Source organism: Streptomyces sp. NPDC087844, from assembly GCF_044742785.1.
In the GTDB taxonomy this organism is placed as follows: Bacteria; Actinomycetota; Actinomycetes; order Streptomycetales; family Streptomycetaceae; genus Streptomyces.
On sequence record NZ_JBIUVD010000021.1, the window covers coordinates 129,445 to 152,245 of the forward strand.

The following is a 22,801-nucleotide window of genomic DNA, read 5'->3' on the forward strand; positions in this document are numbered from 1 at the left end:
ATGTCGCACCCCACGCCGAATCCCATGTCGAACCCCAGGCCGGGCCGCCGTATCAAGACGCTCATGGCCGCCGTCGCGGTGGCCGCGGCCACCCTCGCCTCGGCGCTGCCGGCCGACGCCACGCCCACCCGTCCCACCCGTGAGCCGCTGACCGACGTGCGGATCGCCACCCACTTCGACGTGTCCGCCGGACAACTGCCGGAGAACCTCGCCCTGTTGCCCGACGGCACCGCGGCGGTCACCTTCGCGGCGAGCCGTCAGGTGGCCGAGGTGAGCCCGCAGGGCGCGACCCGCGTGCTGGCGACACTGCCCGCACCCGCCGACGGCGGAGTCGACACCCCCGCCCTCGGCTTCCCGCTGGCCACCGGAATCGCCCGCACCTCGGACGGCACCCTGTACGTGCTCTACGCGACCGGAACCGCCGACCTGACGGGGCTGTGGCGGCTGCGCCCCGGGCGGTCCCCGCAGCGGATCGCCGCACTGCCCGCGGACGGCCTGCCCAACGGACTGGCCCTGGACGAACGCGGTAAGCGCCTCTACATCACCGACTCGGTGCTCGGCACGGTGTGGACCGTCCCCGTCACCGGCGGCACCCCCACCGCCTGGTCCACCGCACCCGAACTCGCCCCCACCGGCTTCCTCGGAGTCAACGGAGCCAAGGTGCACGACGGCGCGCTCTGGGTGACCAACCTCGACCGGGGCACCCTCCTGCGCATTCCGATCCGCCCGGGAAACCGCGCGGGCACCCCGCAGGTCAAGGCGTCCGACCTGGTCGGCATCGACGACTTCGCCTTCACCGGACACGGCGACGACATCCTGGCCACGCTCAACACCCCCAACACGGTGGTGCACATCAGGTCCGACGGCTCCCGGACCACCGTCCTGGACACCGCCGACGGACTCCAGAACCCCAGCTCCGTGGCGCTGCGCGGCAAGGAGGTGTACGTGCTCAGCGCCGCCTACGCCACGGCCACCGACCCCAACCTGCTGCGCGCACGCCTGCGCGGCGCCAAGTAGAGCCCGGCCGTGCGGGACGGCGGAGCCGCGACCCCGGGTCTCAGGTCGCCTCTCCGCTGTCCCGCAGGACGTCGAGGGCCGTGAGAGCCACATGCAGTCCGGTACGCCGCTCACCGGATTCGAGGTCGCAGTCGAGCAGGCGCTCGATGGTGCGCAGGCGCTGGTAGACGGTCTTCCGGGACAGCCCGCTGGGTCCGGCGCACGGCGTCCGCCCGGCTGCCGAGGATGAGGGTGTGGACGACCTGGGTGACCTCAAGGAAGTTGACGTCCTCGGCCAGCGTGACGAGGGGCAGACCACGTCCGCGGCACGCCCGGACGAGCGGCGCGGGCGGGCGGTGGTGGCGCCGTACGAGTTCGATGACCAGGGCCGAGGCCCCGACGTCGGCCAGTTCGTCGACATAGCGGCGTACGCCCGCCGGGTCCTCGGGCAGCGGCATGCCGGTGGTCAGGACGAGTTCGCCGCCCTTGAGGAAGGAGGCGGGGTCCGTGAGTTCGGTGATGTGGACCCAGCGGACCGGCCGGTCGAGGCATCCCGCCCCGGCCACCACCTCCGGCTGCCCCGCCACCAGGACGGGCAGGGCCAGGACGTCGGCCACGGTGAGCGCGCGGCCCGCGGGAACTGTGCCCGGCCACCGGCCACCGGCGTCCGGGGCGTTTCGGCGTACTCGCTCATGGTGCGTGCCTGCCCGCCCGGACACCGTGACAAGCGTGGCTGACCTGCGACCGGTTGACACAAGGTCGGACGGCTGCTGCTGGCGCAGTGCGCGGACGCTGTCGTGCGCACCTCGATGGAGCTGGGCGGCAACGCGCCCTTCGTCGTCTTCGGCGACGCGGACCTCGACAGGGCCGTGGACGGCGCGCTGACCGCGAAGATGCGCGACATGGGGGAGGCGTGCACCGCCGCCAACCGCTTCTTCGTGCACCGGTCGGTGGCGGAGGAGTTCGGACAGCGGCTCGCCCGGCGGATGGGGGCGCTCGTCGTGGGCCCTGGTACGCGTGCCGGAGTCGACGTGGGCCCGCTGATCGACGCGAAGGGACGCGCCAAGGTGGAGTACCTCGTCGCGGACGCGGTGGAACGCGGCGCCCGGGTGCTCGTCGGCGGCCGTACGCCCGCGGGCCCGGGATGCTTCCATCCGCCGACCGTGCTCGCCGACGCCGACGTCGACGTCGACGCCGGCAGCCGTCTGACGGACACGGAGATCTTCGGTCCGGTGGCCGCGACCCTGGCCTTGAAGACGTAGCCGACCAGCCGCACGGGGTGTCGTTGGCGCGGCGGATCGCCTCGTCCTCGACCGAGGGCCTGGACCGCGCCCTCCGGGTCAGCGAACGGCTTGAGGTCGGTATGGTCGGCGTCAACACCGGTCTCGTCTCCGACCCGGCGGCCCCCTTCGGACACCCCAAGGGGCGGGGGTGCCTGCGTGCCCAGCCCCGACGAACCCGCAGTTCTCCACGGCGGCATGATGACTCCATGACCGCTCTGCGCATCCGGATCGAGGCCGTCGACCTCCCCGGCCCCACCCACCCCGTCCCCACCAGCCGCAACGGCCCGGAGGAGCTCCGCGACCTCTACGTCGCCGTGCAACGCCGTGACCGGCCGGGCGAACTGCTCGACCCCCACCCCGGGGACGCGAAGTCGGCGACCTGGACGCTGGAGTGCACGGCCACGGCGACGCCGACCGGCACCGATGTGAAGGGTCCCTACGTGCAGGACCGTCTGGGCCGCCGCTTCGTCTACCTGTCCTGGGGCACGGTCGACGAGGAGGGCGTCTTCTCGATGTTCCGGCGCGCCAAGCTCATGCTCGACATGATCCCCGTGGACGTACTCGCGGAGGCCGCCGGCGAGGGCGTACTGGTGGCACGCCTGGGCCTGACCGACCCCCAGGGCGGCCCCCTGTGCGCACGGGTCGTACCCCCGCACGTCACCTGGACCGCCGAACGCGGCACCTACGCGCCCGTCGTCGCGAAGGACGCCTGATCGCGGGACGTGGTGCCCGCGGTGATCCGCCGGTGCGGCTTGTCCTTGGAACCCGGTGGGAGCAAGGGCCTACGCCCGCGCGCCGACCGTCCAGCAGGCCGCGGTGAAGCGGACCTCCGCACCCTGGACGTACGGGTCGAACGCGGCGCGGACCGTTTCGACGAGGCCCGCACGGGTCCGTTCGTCCGCCTCGCGCAGGACCAGGCCGAGCGGTCCGAGCCGGGTGAAGTACGGGACGAGTTCGCTCTCGGGCAGGGCGCAGACGACGTCGAGCGGTTGGATGTCGACCCCGGTCCAGCCGCTCTCCTCCAGGATGCCGCGGACCCTGTCGGGGTCCGCGAAGGCGAACTGTCCGGGCTCGTCATCACGGCGGGCGGGCAGGTTCGGCATGAACGGTGCCGCGGCACGTTCGGCCGTCGTCATGAACGGATTGTCCGCGGGGCCGCGCCAGGTGATGAACCTGAGCCCGGCGCCGTCGCGCACGGCACCGCGCAGATTGGTGAAGGCCTTGACGGAGTCGTCGAAGAACATGACTCCGAAGCGAGAGATCACCAAGTCGAAGGTACCGGGCTCGAACGCGTGATCCTGCGCGTTGTCGAGCACGAACGAGGCCCGCGTGCCCTCCTGCCCGCCCTCCTGCCCCGCGCGCTCCCTGGCGACCGTGATCATCGGCTCGGAGAGGTCGACGCCGACGCAGTGCCCCCGCGCGCCGAGCCGCCGCGCGACGGCCAGCGTGGTGCCGCCGGTACCGCAGCCGACGTCGAGCACCCGGTCCGCCTGTTCGGCGACAGCCGCTTCGACGAGAAGGTCCTCGAAGGGCCGGAACATCTCGTCGAGCACTGTCCGGCTCTCGACCCACGCGTGCCCGGCGGTCCCGTTCCAACGGGCCGTCTGCTCGTCGTCGTTCCCGTGTGTGATGTCGATGCCCCTGTCCATGGTGTCTCCTGTGCTTGCCTCGTCCGGATGGAGATGACACCGTGCTACTTCAAGTCGACTTGAGGTCAAGAGAATGCCGGAACTGGACATCGCCGAGGTGGCGCACCGCGCCGGGGTGCCCGCCTCGACGCTGCGGTTCTACGAGGAGAAGGGCCTGATCACCCCGACCGGCCGACGAGGTCTGCGGCGTCAGTACGATCCCGCCGTGCTGGAGCGCCTGTCGCTGATCGCGCTGGGCCGCACCGCCGGGTTCTCGCTCGAAGAGATCGCACGCATGTTCACGCCGGACGGGCAGCCGCGCATCGACCGGCGGATGCTGCTCGCCCGGGCGGACGAACTGGACCGGACGATCCAGGAGCTCGGTGTGCTGCGGGACTCGCTGCGGCACGCGGCGGCCTGCCCCGCGCCGAGCCACGTCGAATGCCCCACCTTCCGCCGCCTCCTGCGGGCCGCGGCGGCCGGCGTCGTCGGAGCGCCACGGAAGAGAACACCGAGAACGCCACGGAAGCAGCCCCCGCGGAAATCGTGATCCGCCGCGCGGAGAGAGTACGGGGAGAGCGCGGAGAGAGCGCGGAGAGAGTTTCGCCTCGCGCCGTTGCCCGTTCGAATGCGGGGCACACGCAGGCGTACGGGTGTCGTGCCCCAGGGCGTCCGTGGCACCGGAACCGGGAGGTGTGATGTCCACGCAGACCCACCGCCTGACCATCACCCAGATAACCGACTGCGAGCACTGCGCGGTCCTGCGGATCAGCGGCGAACTCGACCAGAGCTGTGAGGAGTACTTCCTGGGCACCCTCGCCGCCATCGTCGACGCGGGGCGACGGCACCTGGTGCTCGATGTGACAGCTCTCGTCTTCTGCGATTCACGTGGGCTGAACTGCCTGCTCGCGATCAGATGGCTGCTGAAACGCCTGGACGGCAGGCTCATCCTGGCCGGAGCGGGCCGCAGGCTCTCGGAGCTGCTCGTACTGACGGGCAGTACGGAGCTGTTGCCCGTCCGCCGCACGGTCGGGCTGGCCCTGCTGGAGCTCCCCGAGGCCCATCGCCCCACCTGGCCTCCCACGCTGGATCCCGACGAGAAGTGACGACGAGCGGGGCGGGGTCGTGAGCGGGACCGGCCGGACGCGAAAACGCCGGGCCCGCCACTACGGGGGGAAGTGACGGGACCGGCTGAGGTACAACTTGCCACACCGGCGCGTGAAAATGCGGCTCTTCGGGCGGCGGGCGAGCAAAAGAATGGTGATGTGTCCCCAGGACGGCCCCAAGGGTGGTCACCAACCGGTCAGCAGCAGATGGTTAAGGAGCAGGGCGAGTACGGCCTGGGCGCCGAGCCAGGCCCGGGGGCGGCTGAGCAGCGCGCATGCCGGGAGCAGCCACATCGCGAAGGGCAGCCAGATGCGTTCCGTCTCGGCCTTGCTCATCCCGGACAGGTCGGCGGCGAGCAGGGCGAGCAGACCGCACAGGACGAGCAGGGCGAGCCGGGCCCGGGCCCCCGCCTCCGCCTCCGCCTCCGCCTCCGGAGACTCTGCGCCAGGCACTCGACGTACGACCCCTGGCACTCGACGTGCCATCCCCGGCATTCGACGTACGATCCCCGGCCCCCGGGTCTCGCGGTGGGGCAGAAGCCCGTGGCGCCCTCGGACCAGTGCGGCGGCCGCCCGCCGGAGCCCGGCCGCCGTCGCGAAACCCGTGATGAGGACCGTGCACGCGAGGTTCGCCCATACCCAGTAGCTGTAGGGCCGTATACCGCCCGCGCCGTCGTAGTAGCGCTCGACCAGGACCTGGTACCCCTCCCACCAGTCGAACCCGGCGAGGGTGAACGCCGTGGGGACGACGGCGAGACCGGCGACGAGGAAGACGACGCGGGAGACGAGGCAGGGGAGCACCCGCACACGGCTCCGCCCGAGGAACACCACGCCCGCACCGATCACCGCGATGAGCGTGAGCCCGTACGAGAGGTAGCAGGTCAGGCCGAACAGGAGGCCGGAGGTGAAGGCGGTGACTCGGCTTCGGGGGCCCTTCGGCGCGGTCACGGCGAGCGCGAGCGCCGCGATCGACCAGGCGGCGACCGCGGCGAAGTACGCGTCCGCCGACGTGCCCATCCACACCGCCGCCGGCGCGAGCACCAGGAACGGTGCCGCGCGCCGCGCCGACTCCTCGTCGGCGAGCCTGCGCACGGTCATCAGTACGGCGACACAGGCGGTGGCGCCGACCGTGATGCACCAGGCCCCGGCCCAGCCGCCGCCGCTCAGCCCGATCCGGTCGAGCAGGACGAAGGTGAGGGAGGCGGCGGGCGGATGTCCCGCCACATGGGGCGGCCAGTGGTCCGGCGAGCCGAGCGGGATGTGGTGGGTGAAGTCCCGCAAAGCCGCCGGGATGTCGTGGAAGCGGTCGATGACCTGGAGGTACTCGTAACGGGTGGTGAGCCGGACGGCCACGCCCCGGTGCCATCCGTCGATCAGGGCCAGCGACCAGATCCAGGCCATGGCGCCCGCCCAGGCGGCGCCGAGCAGTGCACGCCAGGGCAGGCGCGCCGCGAGGGCGGGACCGTAGGCCACGACCCCGAGCGCGACCGTCACAGCGGCCGGAGTGCCCGGGCCGACATGCGGATCCCATGCCGCCCACAGTGGTGGCCAGTTCGCGAACAGGGTGTGGTCGGTCTCCTCGATGTGGTGGCCGATCAGCACGGCGGCGAGGACGAGGAGCACGGCGGCCGACGCCGCGACCAGGTCGCGCAGGGTCTGGCCGCGAGGAATCAGGCCGCGAGGAATCAGGCTGCGACGAGTCAGGCTGAGCGGAGTCAGGTCGCGGGGAGCGAGGTCGCGCGAAGTCGGGTCGCGCAGGGGGGAGCGGATCACACGGGAACGCTAGGGCGGCAGACGCCGTTCCGAGCCGCCGACCATGCGGACGTCAGCGTTTCGTCATGGTTGGCGGGCCCTGCCGGGGGCCCTTTCCTGCCTACGGTCGGGCCATGCGCGACCACTCCCCACGGCTTCCCACCTCACCCGGGTTCTGGCGCAGTCCGCTGCGCGGTCCCTGGTTCACCTCGGTACTCGGCCTCGTCCTGCTCGTCGGCATCACCGTGCTGTTCGTGACAGGCCTGTTGTCGTACGCCGCCTACAACCCCGGCCTTTCGCCGGTGAACGACAAGACCCCGGACAAGGGGATCCTCGGCTTCTATCTCTTCGCGTGGCCCACCGGCCCGCACTGGCTCTACCGCCTCACGCAAGGCGTTCACGTCACGCTCGGCGTCGCCCTGATCCCCGTTCTGCTCGCCAAACTGTGGTCGGTGGTGCCGAAGCTGTTCGCGCTGCCGCCGGCCCGTTCGCCCGCCCACGCGCTGGAGCGGATCTCGTTGCTGCTGCTGGTCGGGGGCGCGCTGTTCGAGTTCGTGACCGGCGTGCTCAACGTCCAGCTCGACTATCTCTTCCCAGGGTCCTTCTACCCGCTCCACTTCTATGGCGCGTGGGTGTTCTTCGCCGCGTTCGTCGCCCACGCCGTACTGAAGACGCCGGCCGCCGTACGGAACGTACGCCGCATGCGGGGTGGCCAGGAGGCGCCGAGCGAAGGGGAGTTGGCCTCTCCCCGACCCGAGCCCGGCTCCGATTCCGGCTCCGATTCCGGCTCCGATCCCGATCCCGATCCCGATCCCGAGCCCGCTCTCACTCCCGCTCTCACTCCCGATCATGATTCCGCGACCGTCTCCCGGCGCGGGGCGCTGTGGTTCGTCGGCGGTGGGTCCCTGCTGTTGTTCGGGACGACGGCGGGGCGGAGTTTCGACGGGCCGCTGCGGCGCACGGCCCTCCTCGCGCCGCACGGCGGAGCCGACCCGGGCAGCGGCCCGAACGGCTTCCAGATCAACAAGACGGCCGCCTACGCGGGTATCGACGAGGCGGAGACGGGCGAGGACGCGTGGCGGCTCGTCGTCAGCGGGCGGACGGGCACGGTCCGGTTGAGCCGGGCCGAGCTGCTGCACCTGCCCCAGCACAGTGCGGCGCTGCCCATCGCGTGTGTCGAAGGCTGGTCGACCTCGGACCAGTGGTGGCGTGGTGTGCGGCTGCGTGACCTCGCGGCGCTCGTCGGCCACGACGACGATCCGCCGGACGTCCTCGTCGAGTCCCTCCAGCGGCACGGCGCCTTCCGCCACGCGGCCCTGCGCGCCAACCAGGTGGCGGACCCGCGCTCCCTGCTCGCCCTGCGGGTCAACGGTGAGGACCTGAGCCCGGATCACGGTCACCCGGCACGGGTCGTCGTGCCCGCCGCGCCCGGTGTGCTGAACACGAAATGGGTGGCCCGCATGACGTTCGGAGACCTGTGATGAGGAAGCTCCCCAGGGGAACCGTGCAACTCCTGCTGCTCGCCTGTTCGTTCGCGCTCGCGGGCTATGCCGGTGTACGGCTGCTCGCCGGCGACCGGGTCGGGGTGACCCTGTGGTTCGTGGGGGCGGCCCTGCTGCACGATCTGGTGCTGCTGCCGGTGTACGCGGCGGCGGACCGCGGGGTCGTCCGCGTGTTCGGCGCGGCCGGCCACCGGGAGCGGACGATGTACGTCCGTGTCCCGGCGGCCCTGTCCGCGCTGCTCCTGCTGGTCTGGTTCCCGCTGATCAGCGGTCAGGTGGACCGGCGGTACCGGATGGCGACCGGGCTGCCGGCGGACGGCTTCCTCGGCCGCTGGCTGCTGATCACGGCCGTCCTCTTCGCCGGGTCGGCGCTCCTCCTGCTGCTGCGCCTGAGGCTGAGGCTGCGGCTGCGCAGGGTGACGAAGGACCGTCCGCCGGTCGTCCACTGATCGACGGCGGTCCAGCCCGCGCGCGTCGCGTACCGGACCAGGGCGCGTGTCCCGATGCGAGCCCAGGGGAAGGGTGTAGACGGTGCGGCGGGAGGGCCGGGCGTGCCGGCGTCCTGCGGGTCTGTGCCGTGCGTGTCCGTGCCGGGCGGGTCCGCGTCGTGCGGGTCTGTGCCGTGCGTGTCCGCGTCGTGCGTGTCCGTGATGTGCACACGGAGGCGCTCGTCGACGTCCATCGGCACGGTTTCGGCGATCAGCAGTCCGGCCGGGACCAGCAGGTCGCTCAGCCTGGCGAGGAGAGCGCGCGGATCACCGCCGATGCCGACGTTGCCGTCGACCAGGAGCGCGGTGTCCCACCGGCCCTCGGCGGGGAGCGGCTCGAAGACGGACCGGCGCAGGGCGGGGCCGCCGAGCCGCTCGGTCCGGCTGACGGCCGCCGCGCTGACGTCGATGCCGAGGACACGCCGTCCCTGCCCGGCGAGCTCCGCGACGAGCCGGCCCGGGCCGCAGCCGATGTCGAGCACGGAACCTTCGCACCGGCCCAGGATCTCCAGGTCCACCGCGTCGGCGCGGGCACACCAGCGTTCCACTTCCAACGGCAGCAGCCAGCCGTCGGCCCGGCGAAGGAAGAGGGGTCCGTGGCCGGTGCGCAGCGCGCGGGTGTACGGGTCGGCGCCGGCCCACGCGGGCTGGGCGGGCGGCGGGGCGAGGTCGCTTACGGCGGATTCGCTCGTGGTCCGGTTCACGGGTCGGTCCAGTCGGTCCAGTCGGTCCATGGGTCGGCTCATCGGATGGCTCGTCGGACGGTTCATAGTCTGGTCCACAGGTCGGTCCACAGATCGGTCCACCAGTCGGTACACAGGCTGGTCCACAGGTCGGTTCATCGGCCGGCGACCGCCGTGAGTCCGTCGAGCCGGGCGGCGAAGCGGCTCCGGGGCGCGAGCGCGGCGACCGCCTCGGCGTCGGCGGCCGTGTCGATGTCCCGCAACGGCGGCAGGTCGCGTACGCGCAGCCCGGCGGCGATGAGCCGCCCCCGCTGCACGGCCCCGGTGGTGGGCGTCGACATCGGCACTCCGCGCAGCAGCCGCGGGTCGGGTTCGGCCAGCCCCAGTGCCCAGAAACCGCCGTCCTCGGCCGGGCCGAAGACGGCGTCGCAGCGGGTGAGATCCACGGTGAGCAGGGCCGGTGTCACCTGGGGCGTGTCCATCCCGATGAGCAGGGCCGGTCCGTCACAGCCGGCGAAGGCCGCGGCCAGCCGCTCGTCGAGACCCCCATCGCACTGCGGTACGACGTCGAAGCCGGGCGGCAACCATGGGCCCGGCGCCCCTTCCAGGACGAGGACCCGGCGGGTTGCGGGTGTGGCGGCCACGGCGCTCAGGGTGTCGGCGAGTGCCGCCTCGGCGAGGGCGGCGGCCTCCGCCGGGGTGAACGGCGGAGTGAGCCGGGTCTTGACCCGCCCCGGCAGCGGCTCCTTGGCGATGACGAGCAGCGTGGTCATCAGGGGGTTCCTCCTTGGGCGGCTGAGGCCGAGGCCTGGGCTTCGACCGGGGCCGGGGCCGGGGCCAGGGTGGCGGCGGGGGTGGGGGAAGCGGGTTCGGCCAGTACTCGGCTCATGTCCCGGACGGCCTGCCAGGTGCCGAGCCAGGTGCCGGTCACCTTGGAGGAGCCCGTACGGGGCAGATAGGGCACGTCGTCCTCGGCGATCCGCCAGCCCGCGTCGGCCGCGCGGACGACCATCTGCAACGGATAGCCGCTGCGCCGGTCGGTGAGCCCGAGGGCCAGCAGCGGCGCGCGGCGGGCGGCGCGCAGCGGACCGAGGTCGTGCAGCCGGAGCCCGGTGCGGCGGCGCAGCAGCCGGGCGAGCGCGAGGTTGCCGGCCCTGGCGTGGGCGGGCCAGGCGGACCGGCCTTCCGGGCGGCGTCTGCCCAGCACCAAGTCGGCCTCGCCTGACTGCACTTGATGTACGAAGGGGATGAGGAGCGACGGATCGAGTGAGGCGTCGCAGTCGCAGAAGCAGACGATGTCGGCGGTGGCGGCGGCGAGCCCCGCGTGGCAGGCGGCCCCGAAGCCGCGGCGCGGCTCGTGGACGACGCTCGCGCCGAGAGCGCGGGCGATGTCGGCCGAGCCGTCGGTGGAACCGTTGTCCACGACGAGGGCCCGCCAGCCGGGCGGGATCCGGCCGAGGACCCAGGGCAGGGCCTCGGCCTCGTTCAGGCACGGGAGGATCACGTCGACGGGAGGTGCGGCGGGAGGGGTTGTCACGCCTTTCACCCTACGAACGCAAAATGCGCATTTCAGGCATCGGGTCCTTACGAAACAGGGACGTCGGGGTCCGGGAGCGGCATGGCGGACAGCGCGGTGCGAGGCTTGGCGCATGCACCAGCCGCACGAACCGACACCGGCTTCTCGCGCCGCTCCTCGGACCGCTCCTCAAACCGCTCCCCAGGCCGCCTCGCAGGCCGCCCCGCACGGCGCATCCCGTTCCGCCGGTGGCGCCCGGATCCTGGTGGTCGACGACGACCCCACCGTCGCCGAGGTCGTCTCCGGATACCTCGTCCGAGCCGGATACGGCGTCGACCGGGCCGGCGACGGCCCCGACGCGCTCGCCCGCGCTGCCGCGCACTGGCCCGACCTCGTGGTCCTGGATCTGATGCTGCCCGGCATGGACGGCCTGGAGGTGTGCCGACGGCTGCGCGACCGCGGACCGGTGCCCGTCATCATGCTCACCGCCCGCGGCGACGAGGACGACCGCATCATGGGCCTCGAAGTGGGCGCGGACGACTACGTCACCAAGCCGTTCAGCCCGCGCGAACTGGTGCTGCGGGTGGAGTCGGTGCTGCGCCGCACCCGGCCCGCCGTCGCCGCACGGCCACTGAGCGCGGCCGGGCTGACCGTCGATCCCGCCGCGCGCCGCGCCACCAAGCAGGGCACGGAACTCGCCCTCACCCTGCGGGAGTTCGACCTGCTGTCCTTCCTCCTGCGCCACCCGGGCCGCGCGTTCGCCCGGGAGGATCTGATGCGCGAGGTGTGGGGGTGGGACTTCGGGGACCTGTCGACCGTGACCGTCCACGTCCGGCGGTTGCGCGGCAAGGTCGAGGACGATCCGGCGCGGCCCCGGCTGATCCAGACCGTATGGGGCGTCGGCTACCGCTTCGACCCCACCGGCGACGCCCCCCGTCCCACCGGCGACGCCCTCGGTCCCGCTGGAGGCGCCCTCCTCCCCATCACCCGCGAAAACGCCCCGGTCCCCACCGCCGACGACGACGGCCGAGAGGAAGAGGCCGACCATGCGTGACATGCTGCTGATCGCCCTGTACGCCTTCGCGGGCGCCGCGGCTGCGGGGCTGGCCGGAGCGGGTGCGCTGCGTCTGATCCGGCGCCGTTCGCTCACGGTGTCCCTCGCCGTGGTGGCCGCCGTGGCGGTGACCGCGATGCTCGCCGGAACGCTGGCCGTGGCGCAGGCGATGTTCCTGTCCGCGCACGATCTGAGCGTGGTCACCACGGTCGTCGCGATGGCGGCCGTCGTCTCCATGGCCACCGCACTGCTGCTCGGCCGGTGGGTCGTCGCCCGCAGCCGCGAACTCGCTGTGGCGGCCCGGGTGTTCGGCGACGGCGGCGACTTCACCGTCCCCGACGCTCCGGCGACCGCCGAACTCGCCGCGGTCAGCCGTGAACTGGCGGCCACCAGCGCCAGACTCGCCGAGTCCCGGATGCGTGAGCGGGCACTGGAGTCCTCCCGCCGCGAGCTCGTCGCCTGGATCTCACACGACCTGCGCACCCCGCTCGCCGGGCTGCGCGCGATGTCGGAGGCGCTGGAGGACGGCGTGGCAGCCGACCCCCAGCGCTATCTGCGCCAGATCCGTACCGAGGTCGACCACCTCAACGACATGGTCGGCGATCTTTTCGAACTCTCCCGCATCCACGCCGGAACGCTCCCGCTGTCCCTGTCCCGTATGTCGCTGTACGACCTGGTCAGCGACGCCCTCGCCGGAGCGGACCCGCTCGCCCGCCGGCACGGGGTACGGCTGGTGGGCGACCTCGTCGAGCCGGTGCCGGTCGAGGTGGACGGCAAGGAGATGAGCCGGGTCCTCGGCAACCTCCTGGTCAACGCGATCCGGCGCACCCCGGCCGACGGCACGGTCGCGGTGGCCGCCGCCCGCTCGGCCGACGGTGTCGTCCTGTCCGTCAGCGACGGCTGCGGCGGAATCCCCGAGCAGGACCTCCCGCGCGTCTTCGACACGGGCTGGCGAGGCTCCGACGCACGCACACCCCCGGCCGGAGCCGGCCTCGGACTCGCCATCGTCCAGGGCATCGTCGAGGCCCACCAGGGCCGCGCCACCGTGCACAACATCTCCGGCGGCTGCCGCTTCGAGGTGACCCTGCCGGCGGCGTCCGGAACCTGAGAGCGAGCAGCGACTCACCCGACCCGCCCGAACAACCATTCGCACAACGGACTCACTCACCACGCAGGCGCGCCACTGCGAACTCCCGCATGCCCTCGGCGAATCCGACCCCGGGCCGCCAGCCGAGCCCGGTCCGCAGCCGGGACGAGTCCGCGGTGATGTGCCGTACGTCCCCCAGCCGGAATTCGCCGGTCACCACGGGCTCGGGCCCGCCGTACGCGTCGGCCAGCGCCCGCGCCATCTCGCCGACCGTGTGCGGCTCCCCGCTCCCGACGTTGTACGCCGTCAGCGCGCCGCCCGCCGTATCCGCCTCCAGCGCCGTCACGTTGGCCGCCGCCACGTCCCGTACGTGTACGAAGTCCCGCCGCTGACCGCCGTCCTCGAAGACACGAGGGGCCTCGCCACGGGCCAGCGCGGAACGGAAGAAGGACGCGACACCGGCGTACGGGGTGTCGCGCGGCATCCCGGGCCCGTAGACGTTGTGGTACCGCAGCGAGACCGCCGTACCGTCCGTCGACCGCGCCCACGCGGCGGCCAGGTGTTCCTGCGCGAGCTTGGTCGTCGCGTACACGTTGCGGGGGTCGGCCGGGGCGTCCTCGCCGACGAGACCGGGCATCAGGTCGGCGTCGCAGGACGGGCACCGCGGCTCGAACCGGCCCGCGGTCAGATGGGTGGCCGACCGCGGGCCGGGCCGCACCCCGCCGTGCCGCGCACAGGAGTACCGGCCCTCCCCGTACACGACCATCGACCCGGCGAGGACGAGCCGCCGCACCCCGGCCTCGGCCATCGCCGCCAGCAGCACGGCGGTGCCGAGGTCGTTGTGGGAGACGTACTCGGCCGCGTCCGCGACCCCCTTGCCCAGGCCGACCATCGCCGCCTGGTGACAGACCGCGTCGACCCCGGCGACGGCCGCCGACACCGCCTCGCGATCGCGCACGTCGCCGGCCGCCGCTCCTCGTGCGTCTCCCGCTTCCGCCGCGGCGCGTATGTCGAACACCACGGGCTCGTGTCCGCCCGCCCGCAGCGCCTCGACGACATGGGACCCGATGAACCCGGCACCGCCGGTGACCAGTACACGCATGCGCCGAACCCTAGATCCGCTCCCATGTCCCGGAGCAGGGGTACGCGCCTCACGTCACCGGTCCGTAAGAGGTCGGCGTCATCCGAGGTCCCCCGGCACTGTCTCGTCCCGGTCGGGTGTGGACGCGGCGTCGGCGTAGCGGCAGGACAGTCGTGCGAACGCGTCCTTGAGTTCGACCGGGCCGACGACCTCGATGTCGGCGTCGAAGCGGCCGATGGAGGCGGCCAGGCCGACCCAGGACCACGAGCCCAGAGTGAGACGGCAGCGCGCCGGCCCGAGGGCCTCGACGACTCCGTCATGCGTGTACTGGGCCACGTCGGCGGCGGAACTGGCGAGGATCACCTCGCCGCGGCAGGGCCAGTCACCGGAGCCGTCGGAGCCGCGGAACCTGGCGGCCACGAAGCGGGCCACGTCACCGCCGGGGAGCTCGCGCGGGACGAAGCGGGGACCGGCAGGGATGCGCGGGGTGATCCGGTCGGCGCGGAAGGTCCGCCAGTCCTCGCGGTCCAGGTCCCAGGAGACGAGGTACCAGCGTCCGCCCCAGGTGACGAGGTGATGGGGCTCGACCCTGCGTGGCGGCACCGGAGACGCCGGAGCCGTCGCGACCGCCGTGGTGTAGTCGAAGCGCAGTACCTCGCAGGCGTGGACGGTGGCACCGAGCGTCAGAAGAACGCCGCTGTCGACCCGCGGCGCAGGCCGCGACGCGGGCCGCTCGACGGCGGTGACCTGAAGGGTGTCGATCCGGCGGCGCAGTCGCGGGGGCATGACCTGCCGCACGGTGGCCAACGCGCGCACCGCCGCCTCCCCGATACCGGCACCGGAGGCGGTCGCGATCCGGAGCGCGACGGCGAGGGCCACGGCCTGCTCGTCGTCGAACAGCAGCGGCGGCAGCTCCGTACCGGCGTCGAGGCGGTACCCGCCGTCGGGTCCCTTGAAAGCCACGATGGGATAACCGAGTTCGCGCAGGCGGTCGACATCGCGGCGCACGGTGCGGGGGCTGATCTCCAGCCGCTCGGCCAGCAGCGCCCCGGGCCAGTCCCGGCGCGCCTGGAGCAGCGAGAGCAGGGACAGCAGTCGCGCTGATGTTTTCGGCATAACTCCATGGTGCACGGAGTAGCGGACACACCCTGACCGCTTCCCCTGGGACTGTCTTCTTGTGCCGGACAGCGACAGCGGAAGCGACGGCCCCCGCCCCCTCGACCGTCCCGGCCACAGCACGAACATCTACGACAAGAAGGACCCGATCACCATGACCGACGTGACCACCACGACCGCCTCACGCCCCGCCCTCGACCCCGAGCGGAGCGAGCTGCTCGCCGAACTCGCGACCGCCCGTTCCGCTCTGACGGCCACGACACGAGGTCTCAGTGACGAACAGGCAGGCCAGAGCCCGACGGTCAGCACACTGTCCCTGGGCGGGCTGATCAAGCACGTCGCGGCCGTCGAGGAGAGCTGGCTGCGCTTCGTGGTCGAGGGCCCGTCGGCGATGCGCTACGACCTGCCGGACGGCGTCACCTGGGCCGACCTCGCCTCCGGAACCGCACGCGAGTTCCCGCAGTGGGCGATCGACCACCAGAACAACTTCCGGACGCTGCCCGGCGAGACGCTGGCCGGGATCATCGAACGGTACGAGCAGGTCGCCGCCCGGACCGAAGAGGTCGTCGCAGGTCTGCCCGACCTGTCCGTGACGCACCCGCTGTCCGAGGCGCCCTGGAACGAGCCGGGGGCGGTGCGCAGCGCTCGCCGGGTGCTGATGCACGTCATCGCGGAGACCGCCCAGCACGCCGGCCACGCGGACATCCTGCGCGAGTCGCTCGACGGCCAGAAGTCGACCTGAGCGGTGGGCACTTCGACCGTTCTCGGCACCCGGGCGCTCAACCGCGCGACGCTGGCCCGGCAGTTGCTGCTCGACCGTGCCGATCTGCCGGTCCTCGACGCCGTCGCCCACCTCGGCGGTCTGCAGGCACAGGAGCCGCAGGAACCGTTCGTCGGGCTCTGGTCCAGGCTGTCCGCGTTCGACCCGGTGGCGCTCTCGGACCTGCTGGCCGGGCGGAAGGTGGTGCGCACCCACCTCATGCGCCGGACCGTCCACCTCGTCACCGCCGACGACGCTCTGGCCTGGCGGGGCCGCCACACGGCGATGCTGCGTCAACGTGTGCTCGGGACCTACCGCCGGGAGCTCGCCGGGGTGGATCTCGACGAGCTGGCGGCGGCGGGCCGGGCCGTCATGGCCGACGGCGAGCCCCGCACGATGACCGAACTCGCCCGGGCCCTCGCCGAGCGCTGGCCGGAACCGGGGCCGAGGGCGTTGGGGGAAATGCTGATCGCCGCTCTCGTCCCGATGGCGCAGCTTCCGCCGCGCGGGCTCTGGCGGACGAGAGCGGGGGTACGCAACGTGACGCTCTCCTCCTGGCTGGGGCGCGAGATCGACCCGCCGTACCGCGAAGGCTCCGACCCGCCGTACCGCGAGGGCTCCGATGCGTCGGACCGGAACGGCTCCGATCCGGTGGGCCAGGCGCTGGTCCGGCGCTATCTGGCCGCGTTCGGCCCCGCCGCCTCGGCCGACCTGCGCGCCTGGTGCGGCCTCGCGGGTCTGCCCGCCGCGGTCACGGCCGTACGCGGGGAGCTGGTCGCCTTCCGTGACGAGCGGGGCCGCGAGCTGCTGGACCTGCCCGACGCACCTCGCCCCGACCCGGACACGCGGGCCCCGGTGCGGTTTCTGCCGGCGTTCGACAACGTGATCCTCGGCTACCACGACCGCGGCCGGATCATCGACGACGCACACCGCGGTCTTTCGGTCGCCGGTGAGCGTGTCGTCCTGGTCGACGGCCGGGTCGCCGCGACCTGGACCGTCGGCAAGGACGGCAGCGTGACGGTCACCCCGTTGCGCGGCTTCTCCCGCACCGACCGCGCCGCCGTGGCCGACGAGGGGGAGGCGCTGGCCGTGTTCCTGTCCGACGGCGACAGCCACGGCATCCGGATCGCGGAGGCCGTCCGCTGAGCCGGCCGCCGAGCGAATGAACAGTCCGCCGAGCGAATGAACCGGCCCGAACCAACGGGCCGGCCCCTACCGATCGACCGACCCGAACCGATCGAAGGGGCCCAACCGATCAACCGACCCGAACCGAGTGATGGGCGGGCCCGGAGCCAACAGCTCCAAGCCCGCCCATCACTCGTTCGTCCCGCTGCGGCGGGACATCAGTCCGTGCCGAACTCCATCGCCGCGCGGTCCAGCAGCTCGTCGTCCTCGGAGACCTCGCCGCGGGAGGCGATGGCCTCGGCGCCGCCCTGCGGCATGTCCGGCATGCTGCCGATCAGGCCGGTCGAGGCCGCCTGGGCGGCACCGATGGAGGGGCTGCCGGTGCCGATCAGGCCGAGCCCGGCGTACTGCTCCAGCTTGGCGCGCGAGTCGGCGATGTCGAGGTTGCGCATGGTGAGCTGGCCGATCCGGTCCACCGGGCCGAACGCCGAGTCCTCGGTGCGCTCCATGGACAGCTTGTCCGGGTGGTAGCTGAACGCCGGGCCGCGGGTGTCGAGGATCGAGTAGTCCTCGCCGCGCCGCAGCCGCAGGGTCACCTCGCCGGTGACGGCCGCGCCGACCCAGCGCTGCAGCGACTCGCGCACCATCAGGGCCTGCGGGTCCAGCCAGCGCCCCTCGTACATCAGCCGGCCGAGGCGCCGTCCCTCGTTGTAGTACTGGGCGATGGTGTCCTCGTTGTGGATCGCGTTGACCAGGCGCTCGTACGCGGCGTGCAGCAGTGCCATGCCGGGCGCCTCGTAGATACCGCGGCTCTTGGCCTCGATGATCCGGTTCTCGATCTGGTCCGACATGCCCATGCCGTGCCGGCCGCCGATGGCGTTGGCCTCCATCACCAGATCGACGGCGGAGGCGAACTCCTTGCCGTTGACGGTGACCGGGCGGCCCTGGTCGAAGCCGATCGTGACGTCCTCGGTGGCGATCTCGACCTCGGGGTCCCAGAACCGGACGCCCATGATCGGCTCCACGGTCTCGACGCCCGTGTCCAGGTGCTCCAGGGTCTTGGCCTCGTGGGTGGCACCCCAGATGTTGGCGTCGGTGGAGTACGCCTTCTCCGTGCTGTCGCGGTAGGGCAGGTCGTGCGCGACCAGCCACTCCGACATCTCCTTGCGGCCACCGAGCTCGGTCACGAAGTCCGCGTCCAGCCAGGGCTTGTAGATCCGCAGATGCGGGTTGGCGAGCAGCCCGTACCGGTAGAACCGCTCGATGTCGTTGCCCTTGAAGGTCGAGCCGTCGCCCCAGATCTGGACGTCGTCCTCAATCATCGCCCGCACCAGCAGGGTGCCGGTGACGGCACGGCCCAGAGGCGTGGTGTTGAAGTAGGCACGCCCGCCCGAGCGGATGTGGAACGCCCCGCAGGTGAGCGCGGCGAGCCCCTCCTCGACCAGCGCGGCACGGCAGTCGACCAGGCGCGCGAGTTCGGCACCGTAGGCCTTGGCGCGGCCGGGCACCGAGGCGATGTCGGGCTCGTCGTACTGGCCGATGTCGGCGGTGTAGGTGCACGGAACGGCGCCCTTGTCGCGCATCCACGCGACCGCGACCGAGGTGTCGAGTCCGCCGGAGAAGGCGATACCGACGCGCTCGCCGGCGGGAAGGGAGGTGAGGACCTTAGACATAGGAAGAGTATGCATCACTTCGCATGAACATGCAACGAGGGTCCCGAGGGGCACGGTACGATCCGTTGCCGCCCGGCGCGGCCATGCGGGCGGGCTTGTGGAGGGGGAGGTGCGGGAGCGGGATGGAGTACTTCTTCTACTGCCGTGACCGACCCGGATCGATGCCGTTGCGGTGGGAGCTGAGCGAGGCGCACTGGGCGTTCATGGACCGGTACGCCGAGGCCATGATCGCGCGCGGTCCCACGCTCGGCGCCGACGGCGAGACGGCGACCGGCAGCATGCACATCGTCGACCTCCCCGACGCGGCCGCCGCGCACGGGTTCGCGTTCGACGAACCCAACTACAGGGCCGGTGTCTACGCCGATGTCCTGATACGCCGCTGGAAGAACACCCTCGGCCGCACGATGTGGCAGTACGAGAGGGGGGCGGCCGGATACCGGCGCTTCCTTGTCATCGCGCACGGGGTGCCCGGCGCGACCGCGGCGCGCGATGCCCTGGAGGCGGCCCACCACCGTCATCTCGACCGCGAACACCGCGAACGCCTCATCGCGTACGGCCCGTTGCTCTCCCAGGACGGCACCGACTGGATGGGCACGGCCCTGCTGGTCGAACTGCCGGACCGGGACGCCGCCGAGGCCATGATGGCGAACGAACCGTACGCCCGGGGCGGGCTGTACCGGAGCGTCGAGATCCACGACTGGCGGTTCGGCGGGCGCCCGGCCGCCGAGTGAGGCGCCGGGGCCGCCCGCCTCCGGGCCCGGTTCGGGCGCGGAGGCGGGCGGACCTGCCCCGTGGACGGGTGCGTACGGACCGCTGGAGCGGGCCGAGGGCGAACGCGGCTCACGTGCTGGGGGTGAGCCACGGCAGGGGATCGGTGTAGTACCCGTCGAGAACCACCTCGAAGTGCAGGTGGGGGCCGGTGGACAGGCCCGTCGAGCCGACCAGCCCGACCGGCGTCCCGGCGTCCACCGCCTGGCCGACGGAAACCTGGAGGGCCAGCAGATGGCTGTACGTCGTCTCCAGCCGCTTGCCGTCGATGGTGCCGTGGTCGATCACCACGCGGTTGCCGTACGCCTTGGTCATCGCCGCGAACACGACCTGGCCCTTCGACGCGGCGGAGACCTGGGCCCCCTGGGGCGAGGCGAAGTCGACCCCGGTGTGCAGTTTCGTCACCCCGGTCAGCGGGTGTTCGCGCGATCCGTAGGGCGAGGTGACGGTGAGGTCGCCGACCGGCCCGGCCAGGACGGCGCCCGGCACCTGGTTCACGGCGCCGCCGGTACTCTCCCGGTCGACCGACTCGTAGCGCGCGGACAGCGACTTCACCTCGTCGATGTAGGCCTCCGCGTCGCTGGGTACGCGTCCGGCCTTCACCACGGCATCCGTACCCGACGCGTACGCGGCGAGGGTGAGGTTGACCAGGTCTCCGGTGACGATTCCCTCGGTCCTGAGGTCGGTCACCTTCTCCGCGAGGGAGCAGTCCTGCCGGCCGAGCGCCATCATGGCGTCCGCCGGATCGCGGGGGGAGGAGCGGCCGTTGCCGTCGTCGTCCTTGCCCCACTTCTTCCACCGGGCGTCCGTGAACGCGGCGATGCCCTTCTCGCCCGACAGCGCTCCCGCGTCGTTGCTCCAGCCGGACAGCCGGTCGATCTGGGCGGCGAGCACCGACGGCTTGATGACCGTGCAGTCCGAGACCGCCTTGCGGAGCCAGGGGATGTACGAGGCGTCCACGCGGGTCGTGGCGGTCGGGTCGGGGTCGGAACCCTGCGGCCAGGCGTCGGCGAGACCGCCGTTGTAGGCCAGGAAGCCGGCCACCCCCATCAGGGCGACCAGCCCCGGCAGCACGAGCAGGGTGAACGGTCCCGGGCCGCGGCGGGCGCGCTTCGGGCTCCGTTCGCGTGCTTCCTCGACCGGCTCTTCGGCTCCTGCCGCGGCTGCTTCCCCGACCGTTTCTTCGACTGCTGCTTCTTCGACTTCGCTCCCGTCGGCCGACGCCGTTCGGGAGTCGGTCGTCCCCGTTTCGTCCAACCGGCCGTCAATCACCGGCGAACTCCCCCTGCACCGCACTGGGTTCCGCGGCAATCGTCATGGTCATGGTGCTCACGCGCACGACGCTAACGTGCCGCTCCGCGGGTATCACGAGGCACAGAGGCACAGGAGTCTGCCCGAACGGGCAGACCTCACGGGGTCAGAGTTCCGACGCCTTGGTCAGCTCGTCGAGTTCGGCCGCGAAGAACAGCGCGGGGTCGAAGTCCATCCCGGTGAAGTGACCCGCGAGTGCCAGGGACAACGCGCCGTGCAGCCGGGTCCAGGAGGTCAGCGCGCGGTGCAGGGCCGCGGGTTCGGCGGGGTGGTCGCCGGCCCACCGCCGGTGCTCTTCGAGGTGCGACCCGAACGGTGTCGCGGGGGTCTCCGAGGGCAGCGCGGCGCAGGCGTCGAGCAGGGTCGCCATGATCCCGCGCACGACCCCGGTGATGTCGTCGGGCGCGTGGTAGCCGGGTACGGGCGGGCGTGCCGTGGACGAGGACGTAACAGCAGATGCGCCGGGGCCGCTACTACGACCAGCCGCCGTTCCCCTTCGTGCCCGGCTATGACCTGGTCGGGACGGTGCTGACCACGGGCGAGGGCGTCGAGCCGGGCCTGGCCGGCAGCCGGGTGGCGGCCCTGCTGAAGGTCGGCGGCTGGTCCACTCACGTGCTTGTCGACGCGGCGGACGTGGTGGAGGTACCCGACGCGGGGAGGTCACGGCCCGGATCGCCGCCCGACTCCCGCTCGTCCGGGCCGCCGAGGCCCTGCGCCTGGCCGAATCCGGCACGGTCGCGGGCAAGGTCGTACTGCACCCGTAGGACGACAGGTCCCGGAGCAGGGTCGTTGCCCCGTCCCCGTCAGGCACCAGGATGCCCTCTTGGCTCTGCTGGCCCGCGAAGGGAAGTGGGACGCTCAAGTGCTCTGGGAGGCTTGCGCCGTGACCATCGGCTACCTGACCACGCTGCATGGTCTGCCCGTCCACGACTTCCCGGAGGTGGACGAGGGGAGCGGGCCGTTGCCCCCGCCGGGCGAGGTCGCCTGGAGACTCGCCCGCAATCAACCGCTCGGTGACGCGGAGTCCTTCGAGACCTGCTGGCACCGTTTCCTGGACACCGTGGACTCCGCACGGGTTCGGGCCCTGGTCCTGGGCGCGGGCGCCTACGGCACCGGCTCGGACGGGGACGGGGAGGGTCCGGCCGAGACGGCCGGCCGTCTCGTGGCCGCCGCCGACCGTCTCACCGGGCTCGAAGCCCTCTACCTCGCCGACCTCGGGCACGGAGAGGGCGAGCTGTCCTGGATCGTCCAGGACGATGTGACCCCGATCCTGTCCGCCTACCCCTACCCCTACCTGCGGGAGCTCGGCGTACGCGGCTCGGGCGGAGGTTCCGAAGGCGCGCCGGGACTGCGACTGGGCCCCCTGCGCCACGAACACCTGCGCGTCCTCCGCCTGGAGAACAGGGGTCTGCCAGGCGAGGTGGCCCGCGGCCTGGCCGCGAGCGACCTGCCCGGTCTGCGGCACCTGGACCTGTGGCCCGGCGAGGAGGAGTACGGCCGCACCACCACCCTCGCCGGCCTGGCCCCCCTGCTCGACGGCGACCGACTGCCCGCCCCGCGGCACCTCGGGCTGCAGAACTGCGAGATGCACGACGAGGTCGCCGCCGCCGTCGCCGGTGCTCCCGTCGTGGCCCGGCTCACCTCGCTGCACCTCAGCCTCGGCACCCTGAGCGATGCCGGTGCCGAGGCACTCCTCGGCGGCCGGCCCCTCACCCGCCTTCAGGAGCTGGACCTCTACCACCACTTCCTCTCCGACCCGATGATGCGGCGGATGCGTGAGGCCCTGGAGCCGTTCGGAGTGAAGGTCAACCTCGACGGCCAGGAGGAGGCCGAGGAGGACGAACCCCGGTACATCGCGGTGGGGGAGTAGGA

The 22,801-nt window shown here is 72.4% G+C and carries 22 protein-coding genes and 4 pseudogenes; 13 read left to right on the forward strand and 13 right to left on the reverse strand.

The annotated features are described in order from the left end of the window. Window positions 1–24 precede the first annotated feature (24 nt). Window positions 25–1,017, forward strand: a complete 993-nt coding sequence (locus ACIOKD_RS32485) for a hypothetical protein (protein ID WP_402091126.1) — start codon at window positions 25–27, stop codon at window positions 1,015–1,017. Window positions 1,018–1,057: 40 nt separating this feature from the next. Here ACIOKD_RS32485 and ACIOKD_RS32490 read toward each other — a convergent pair whose 3' ends face one another. Then, window positions 1,058–1,315: a helix-turn-helix domain-containing protein gene (locus tag ACIOKD_RS32490; RefSeq protein ID WP_402091128.1), complete on the reverse strand. Its 258-nt coding sequence runs from the start codon at window positions 1,313–1,315 to the stop codon at window positions 1,058–1,060. Further along, window positions 1,203–1,613: pseudogene (locus ACIOKD_RS32495) on the reverse strand (PucR family transcriptional regulator ligand-binding domain-containing protein); the annotation flags it as partial. The pseudogene ACIOKD_RS32495 and the gene ACIOKD_RS32490, both read right to left, overlap by 113 nt. 141 nt (window positions 1,614–1,754) lie before the next feature. Here ACIOKD_RS32495 and ACIOKD_RS32500 point away from each other — a divergent pair. Then, window positions 1,755–2,428 (forward strand): annotated as a pseudogene (locus tag ACIOKD_RS32500) (aldehyde dehydrogenase family protein); the annotation flags it as partial. A 57-nt stretch (window positions 2,429–2,485) separates the two neighbouring features. Then, a complete protein-coding gene (locus ACIOKD_RS32505) occupies window positions 2,486–2,992 on the forward strand; it encodes a DUF5990 family protein (protein ID WP_402091238.1) in 507 nt (168 codons plus the stop codon). A gap of 69 nt (window positions 2,993–3,061) precedes the next feature. On the opposite strand, the gene ACIOKD_RS32510 is transcribed toward ACIOKD_RS32505, so the two are convergent. Next, a complete protein-coding gene (locus ACIOKD_RS32510) occupies window positions 3,062–3,928 on the reverse strand; it encodes a class I SAM-dependent methyltransferase (RefSeq protein ID WP_402091130.1) in 867 nt (288 codons plus the stop codon). A 73-nt stretch (window positions 3,929–4,001) separates the two neighbouring features. Between ACIOKD_RS32510 and ACIOKD_RS32515 the strand changes: the two genes are divergently transcribed. Continuing rightward, window positions 4,002–4,457, forward strand: a complete 456-nt coding sequence (locus ACIOKD_RS32515) for a helix-turn-helix domain-containing protein (RefSeq protein ID WP_402091133.1) — start codon at window positions 4,002–4,004, stop codon at window positions 4,455–4,457. 148 nt (window positions 4,458–4,605) lie between these two features. Beyond that, window positions 4,606–5,013 (forward strand): STAS domain-containing protein, encoded by a 408-nt coding sequence (locus tag ACIOKD_RS32520; protein ID WP_402091135.1) that lies wholly within the window; start codon window positions 4,606–4,608, stop codon window positions 5,011–5,013. A 186-nt stretch (window positions 5,014–5,199) separates the two neighbouring features. Here ACIOKD_RS32520 and ACIOKD_RS32525 read toward each other — a convergent pair whose 3' ends face one another. After that, on the reverse strand, window positions 5,200–6,684 hold the full coding sequence (locus tag ACIOKD_RS32525) for a hypothetical protein (protein ID WP_402091240.1): 1,485 nt from the start codon (window positions 6,682–6,684) through the stop codon (window positions 5,200–5,202). A 215-nt stretch (window positions 6,685–6,899) separates the two neighbouring features. Here ACIOKD_RS32525 and ACIOKD_RS32530 point away from each other — a divergent pair, with 215 nt between their 5' ends. Then, window positions 6,900–8,246, forward strand: a complete 1,347-nt coding sequence (locus ACIOKD_RS32530) for a molybdopterin-dependent oxidoreductase (protein WP_402091138.1) — start codon at window positions 6,900–6,902, stop codon at window positions 8,244–8,246. Window positions 8,247–8,538: 292 nt separating this feature from the next. Here the strand turns inward: ACIOKD_RS32530 and ACIOKD_RS32535 are convergent, their stop codons facing one another. The 3 genes from ACIOKD_RS32535 to ACIOKD_RS32545 form a co-directional block, all read right to left on the reverse strand. Next, window positions 8,539–9,489: a class I SAM-dependent methyltransferase gene (locus tag ACIOKD_RS32535; RefSeq protein ID WP_402091140.1), complete on the reverse strand. Its 951-nt coding sequence runs from the start codon at window positions 9,487–9,489 to the stop codon at window positions 8,539–8,541. Between the two features lie 104 nt (window positions 9,490–9,593). Beyond that, on the reverse strand, window positions 9,594–10,211 hold the full coding sequence (locus ACIOKD_RS32540; RefSeq protein WP_402091142.1) for a DUF2064 domain-containing protein: 618 nt from the start codon (window positions 10,209–10,211) through the stop codon (window positions 9,594–9,596). After that, window positions 10,211–10,984, reverse strand: coding sequence for a glycosyltransferase family 2 protein (locus ACIOKD_RS32545; RefSeq protein WP_402091144.1), 774 nt, complete (start codon window positions 10,982–10,984; stop codon window positions 10,211–10,213). Before ACIOKD_RS32545 ends, ACIOKD_RS32540 begins: the two co-directional genes overlap by 1 nt. Before the next feature lie 103 nt (window positions 10,985–11,087). Between ACIOKD_RS32545 and ACIOKD_RS32550 the strand changes: the two genes are divergently transcribed. Continuing rightward, window positions 11,088–12,008 (forward strand): response regulator transcription factor, encoded by a 921-nt coding sequence (locus ACIOKD_RS32550; protein ID WP_402091147.1) that lies wholly within the window; start codon window positions 11,088–11,090, stop codon window positions 12,006–12,008. Further along, a complete protein-coding gene (locus ACIOKD_RS32555; protein WP_402091149.1) occupies window positions 12,001–13,116 on the forward strand; it encodes a sensor histidine kinase in 1,116 nt (371 codons plus the stop codon). The genes ACIOKD_RS32550 and ACIOKD_RS32555 overlap by 8 nt, the downstream gene beginning before the upstream one ends. A gap of 52 nt (window positions 13,117–13,168) precedes the next feature. On the opposite strand, the gene ACIOKD_RS32560 is transcribed toward ACIOKD_RS32555, so the two are convergent. Together ACIOKD_RS32560 and ACIOKD_RS32565 are read right to left on the reverse strand one after the other, a co-directional pair. Next, entirely contained in the window at window positions 13,169–14,197 is a 1,029-nt protein-coding gene (locus tag ACIOKD_RS32560) for an NAD-dependent epimerase/dehydratase family protein (RefSeq protein ID WP_402091151.1), read from the reverse strand. Between the two features lie 78 nt (window positions 14,198–14,275). Next, window positions 14,276–15,292 carry a helix-turn-helix transcriptional regulator gene (locus ACIOKD_RS32565; protein WP_402091153.1) on the reverse strand — a complete coding sequence of 339 codons (1,017 nt, stop codon included), beginning with the start codon at window positions 15,290–15,292 and terminating at the stop codon, window positions 14,276–14,278. A 154-nt stretch (window positions 15,293–15,446) separates the two neighbouring features. On the opposite strand from ACIOKD_RS32565, the gene ACIOKD_RS32570 reads away from it, so the two are divergent. Next, complete coding sequence (locus ACIOKD_RS32570; protein WP_402091242.1) at window positions 15,447–16,034, forward strand: DinB family protein; 588 nt, start codon at window positions 15,447–15,449, stop codon at window positions 16,032–16,034. Between the two features lie 3 nt (window positions 16,035–16,037). Next, the gene (locus ACIOKD_RS32575; protein ID WP_402091156.1) at window positions 16,038–17,198 is read left to right on the forward strand and encodes a winged helix DNA-binding domain-containing protein; all 1,161 of its coding nucleotides are present in this window, start codon (window positions 16,038–16,040) and stop codon (window positions 17,196–17,198) included. A gap of 197 nt (window positions 17,199–17,395) precedes the next feature. Here ACIOKD_RS32575 and argG read toward each other — a convergent pair whose 3' ends face one another. Continuing rightward, window positions 17,396–18,850, reverse strand: a complete 1,455-nt coding sequence (argG, locus tag ACIOKD_RS32580; protein WP_402091158.1) for an argininosuccinate synthase — start codon at window positions 18,848–18,850, stop codon at window positions 17,396–17,398. Between the two features lie 122 nt (window positions 18,851–18,972). Between argG and ACIOKD_RS32585 the strand changes: the two genes are divergently transcribed. After that, window positions 18,973–19,581: a YciI family protein gene (locus ACIOKD_RS32585; RefSeq protein WP_402091160.1), complete on the forward strand. Its 609-nt coding sequence runs from the start codon at window positions 18,973–18,975 to the stop codon at window positions 19,579–19,581. Window positions 19,582–19,690: 109 nt separating this feature from the next. Here the strand turns inward: ACIOKD_RS32585 and ACIOKD_RS32590 are convergent, their stop codons facing one another. Both ACIOKD_RS32590 and ACIOKD_RS32595 read right to left on the reverse strand, forming a co-directional pair. Then, window positions 19,691–20,890, reverse strand: coding sequence for a M23 family metallopeptidase (locus tag ACIOKD_RS32590; protein ID WP_402091162.1), 1,200 nt, complete (start codon window positions 20,888–20,890; stop codon window positions 19,691–19,693). A 145-nt stretch (window positions 20,891–21,035) separates the two neighbouring features. Further along, window positions 21,036–21,353 (reverse strand): annotated as a pseudogene (locus ACIOKD_RS32595) (TetR-like C-terminal domain-containing protein); the annotation flags it as partial. Between the two features lie 26 nt (window positions 21,354–21,379). On the opposite strand from ACIOKD_RS32595, the pseudogene ACIOKD_RS32600 reads away from it, so the two are divergent. Further along, window positions 21,380–21,580 (forward strand): annotated as a pseudogene (locus tag ACIOKD_RS32600) (alcohol dehydrogenase catalytic domain-containing protein); the annotation flags it as partial. Here ACIOKD_RS32600 and ACIOKD_RS32605 read toward each other — a convergent pair. Further along, window positions 21,538–21,687 (reverse strand): hypothetical protein, encoded by a 150-nt coding sequence (locus tag ACIOKD_RS32605; protein WP_402091246.1) that lies wholly within the window; start codon window positions 21,685–21,687, stop codon window positions 21,538–21,540. The pseudogene ACIOKD_RS32600 and the gene ACIOKD_RS32605 overlap by 43 nt on opposite strands. A gap of 125 nt (window positions 21,688–21,812) precedes the next feature. Here ACIOKD_RS32605 and ACIOKD_RS32610 point away from each other — a divergent pair, with 125 nt between their 5' ends. Continuing rightward, window positions 21,813–22,799 carry an STM4015 family protein gene (locus tag ACIOKD_RS32610; RefSeq protein ID WP_402091164.1) on the forward strand — a complete coding sequence of 329 codons (987 nt, stop codon included), beginning with the start codon at window positions 21,813–21,815 and terminating at the stop codon, window positions 22,797–22,799. Window positions 22,800–22,801 lie beyond the last annotated feature (2 nt).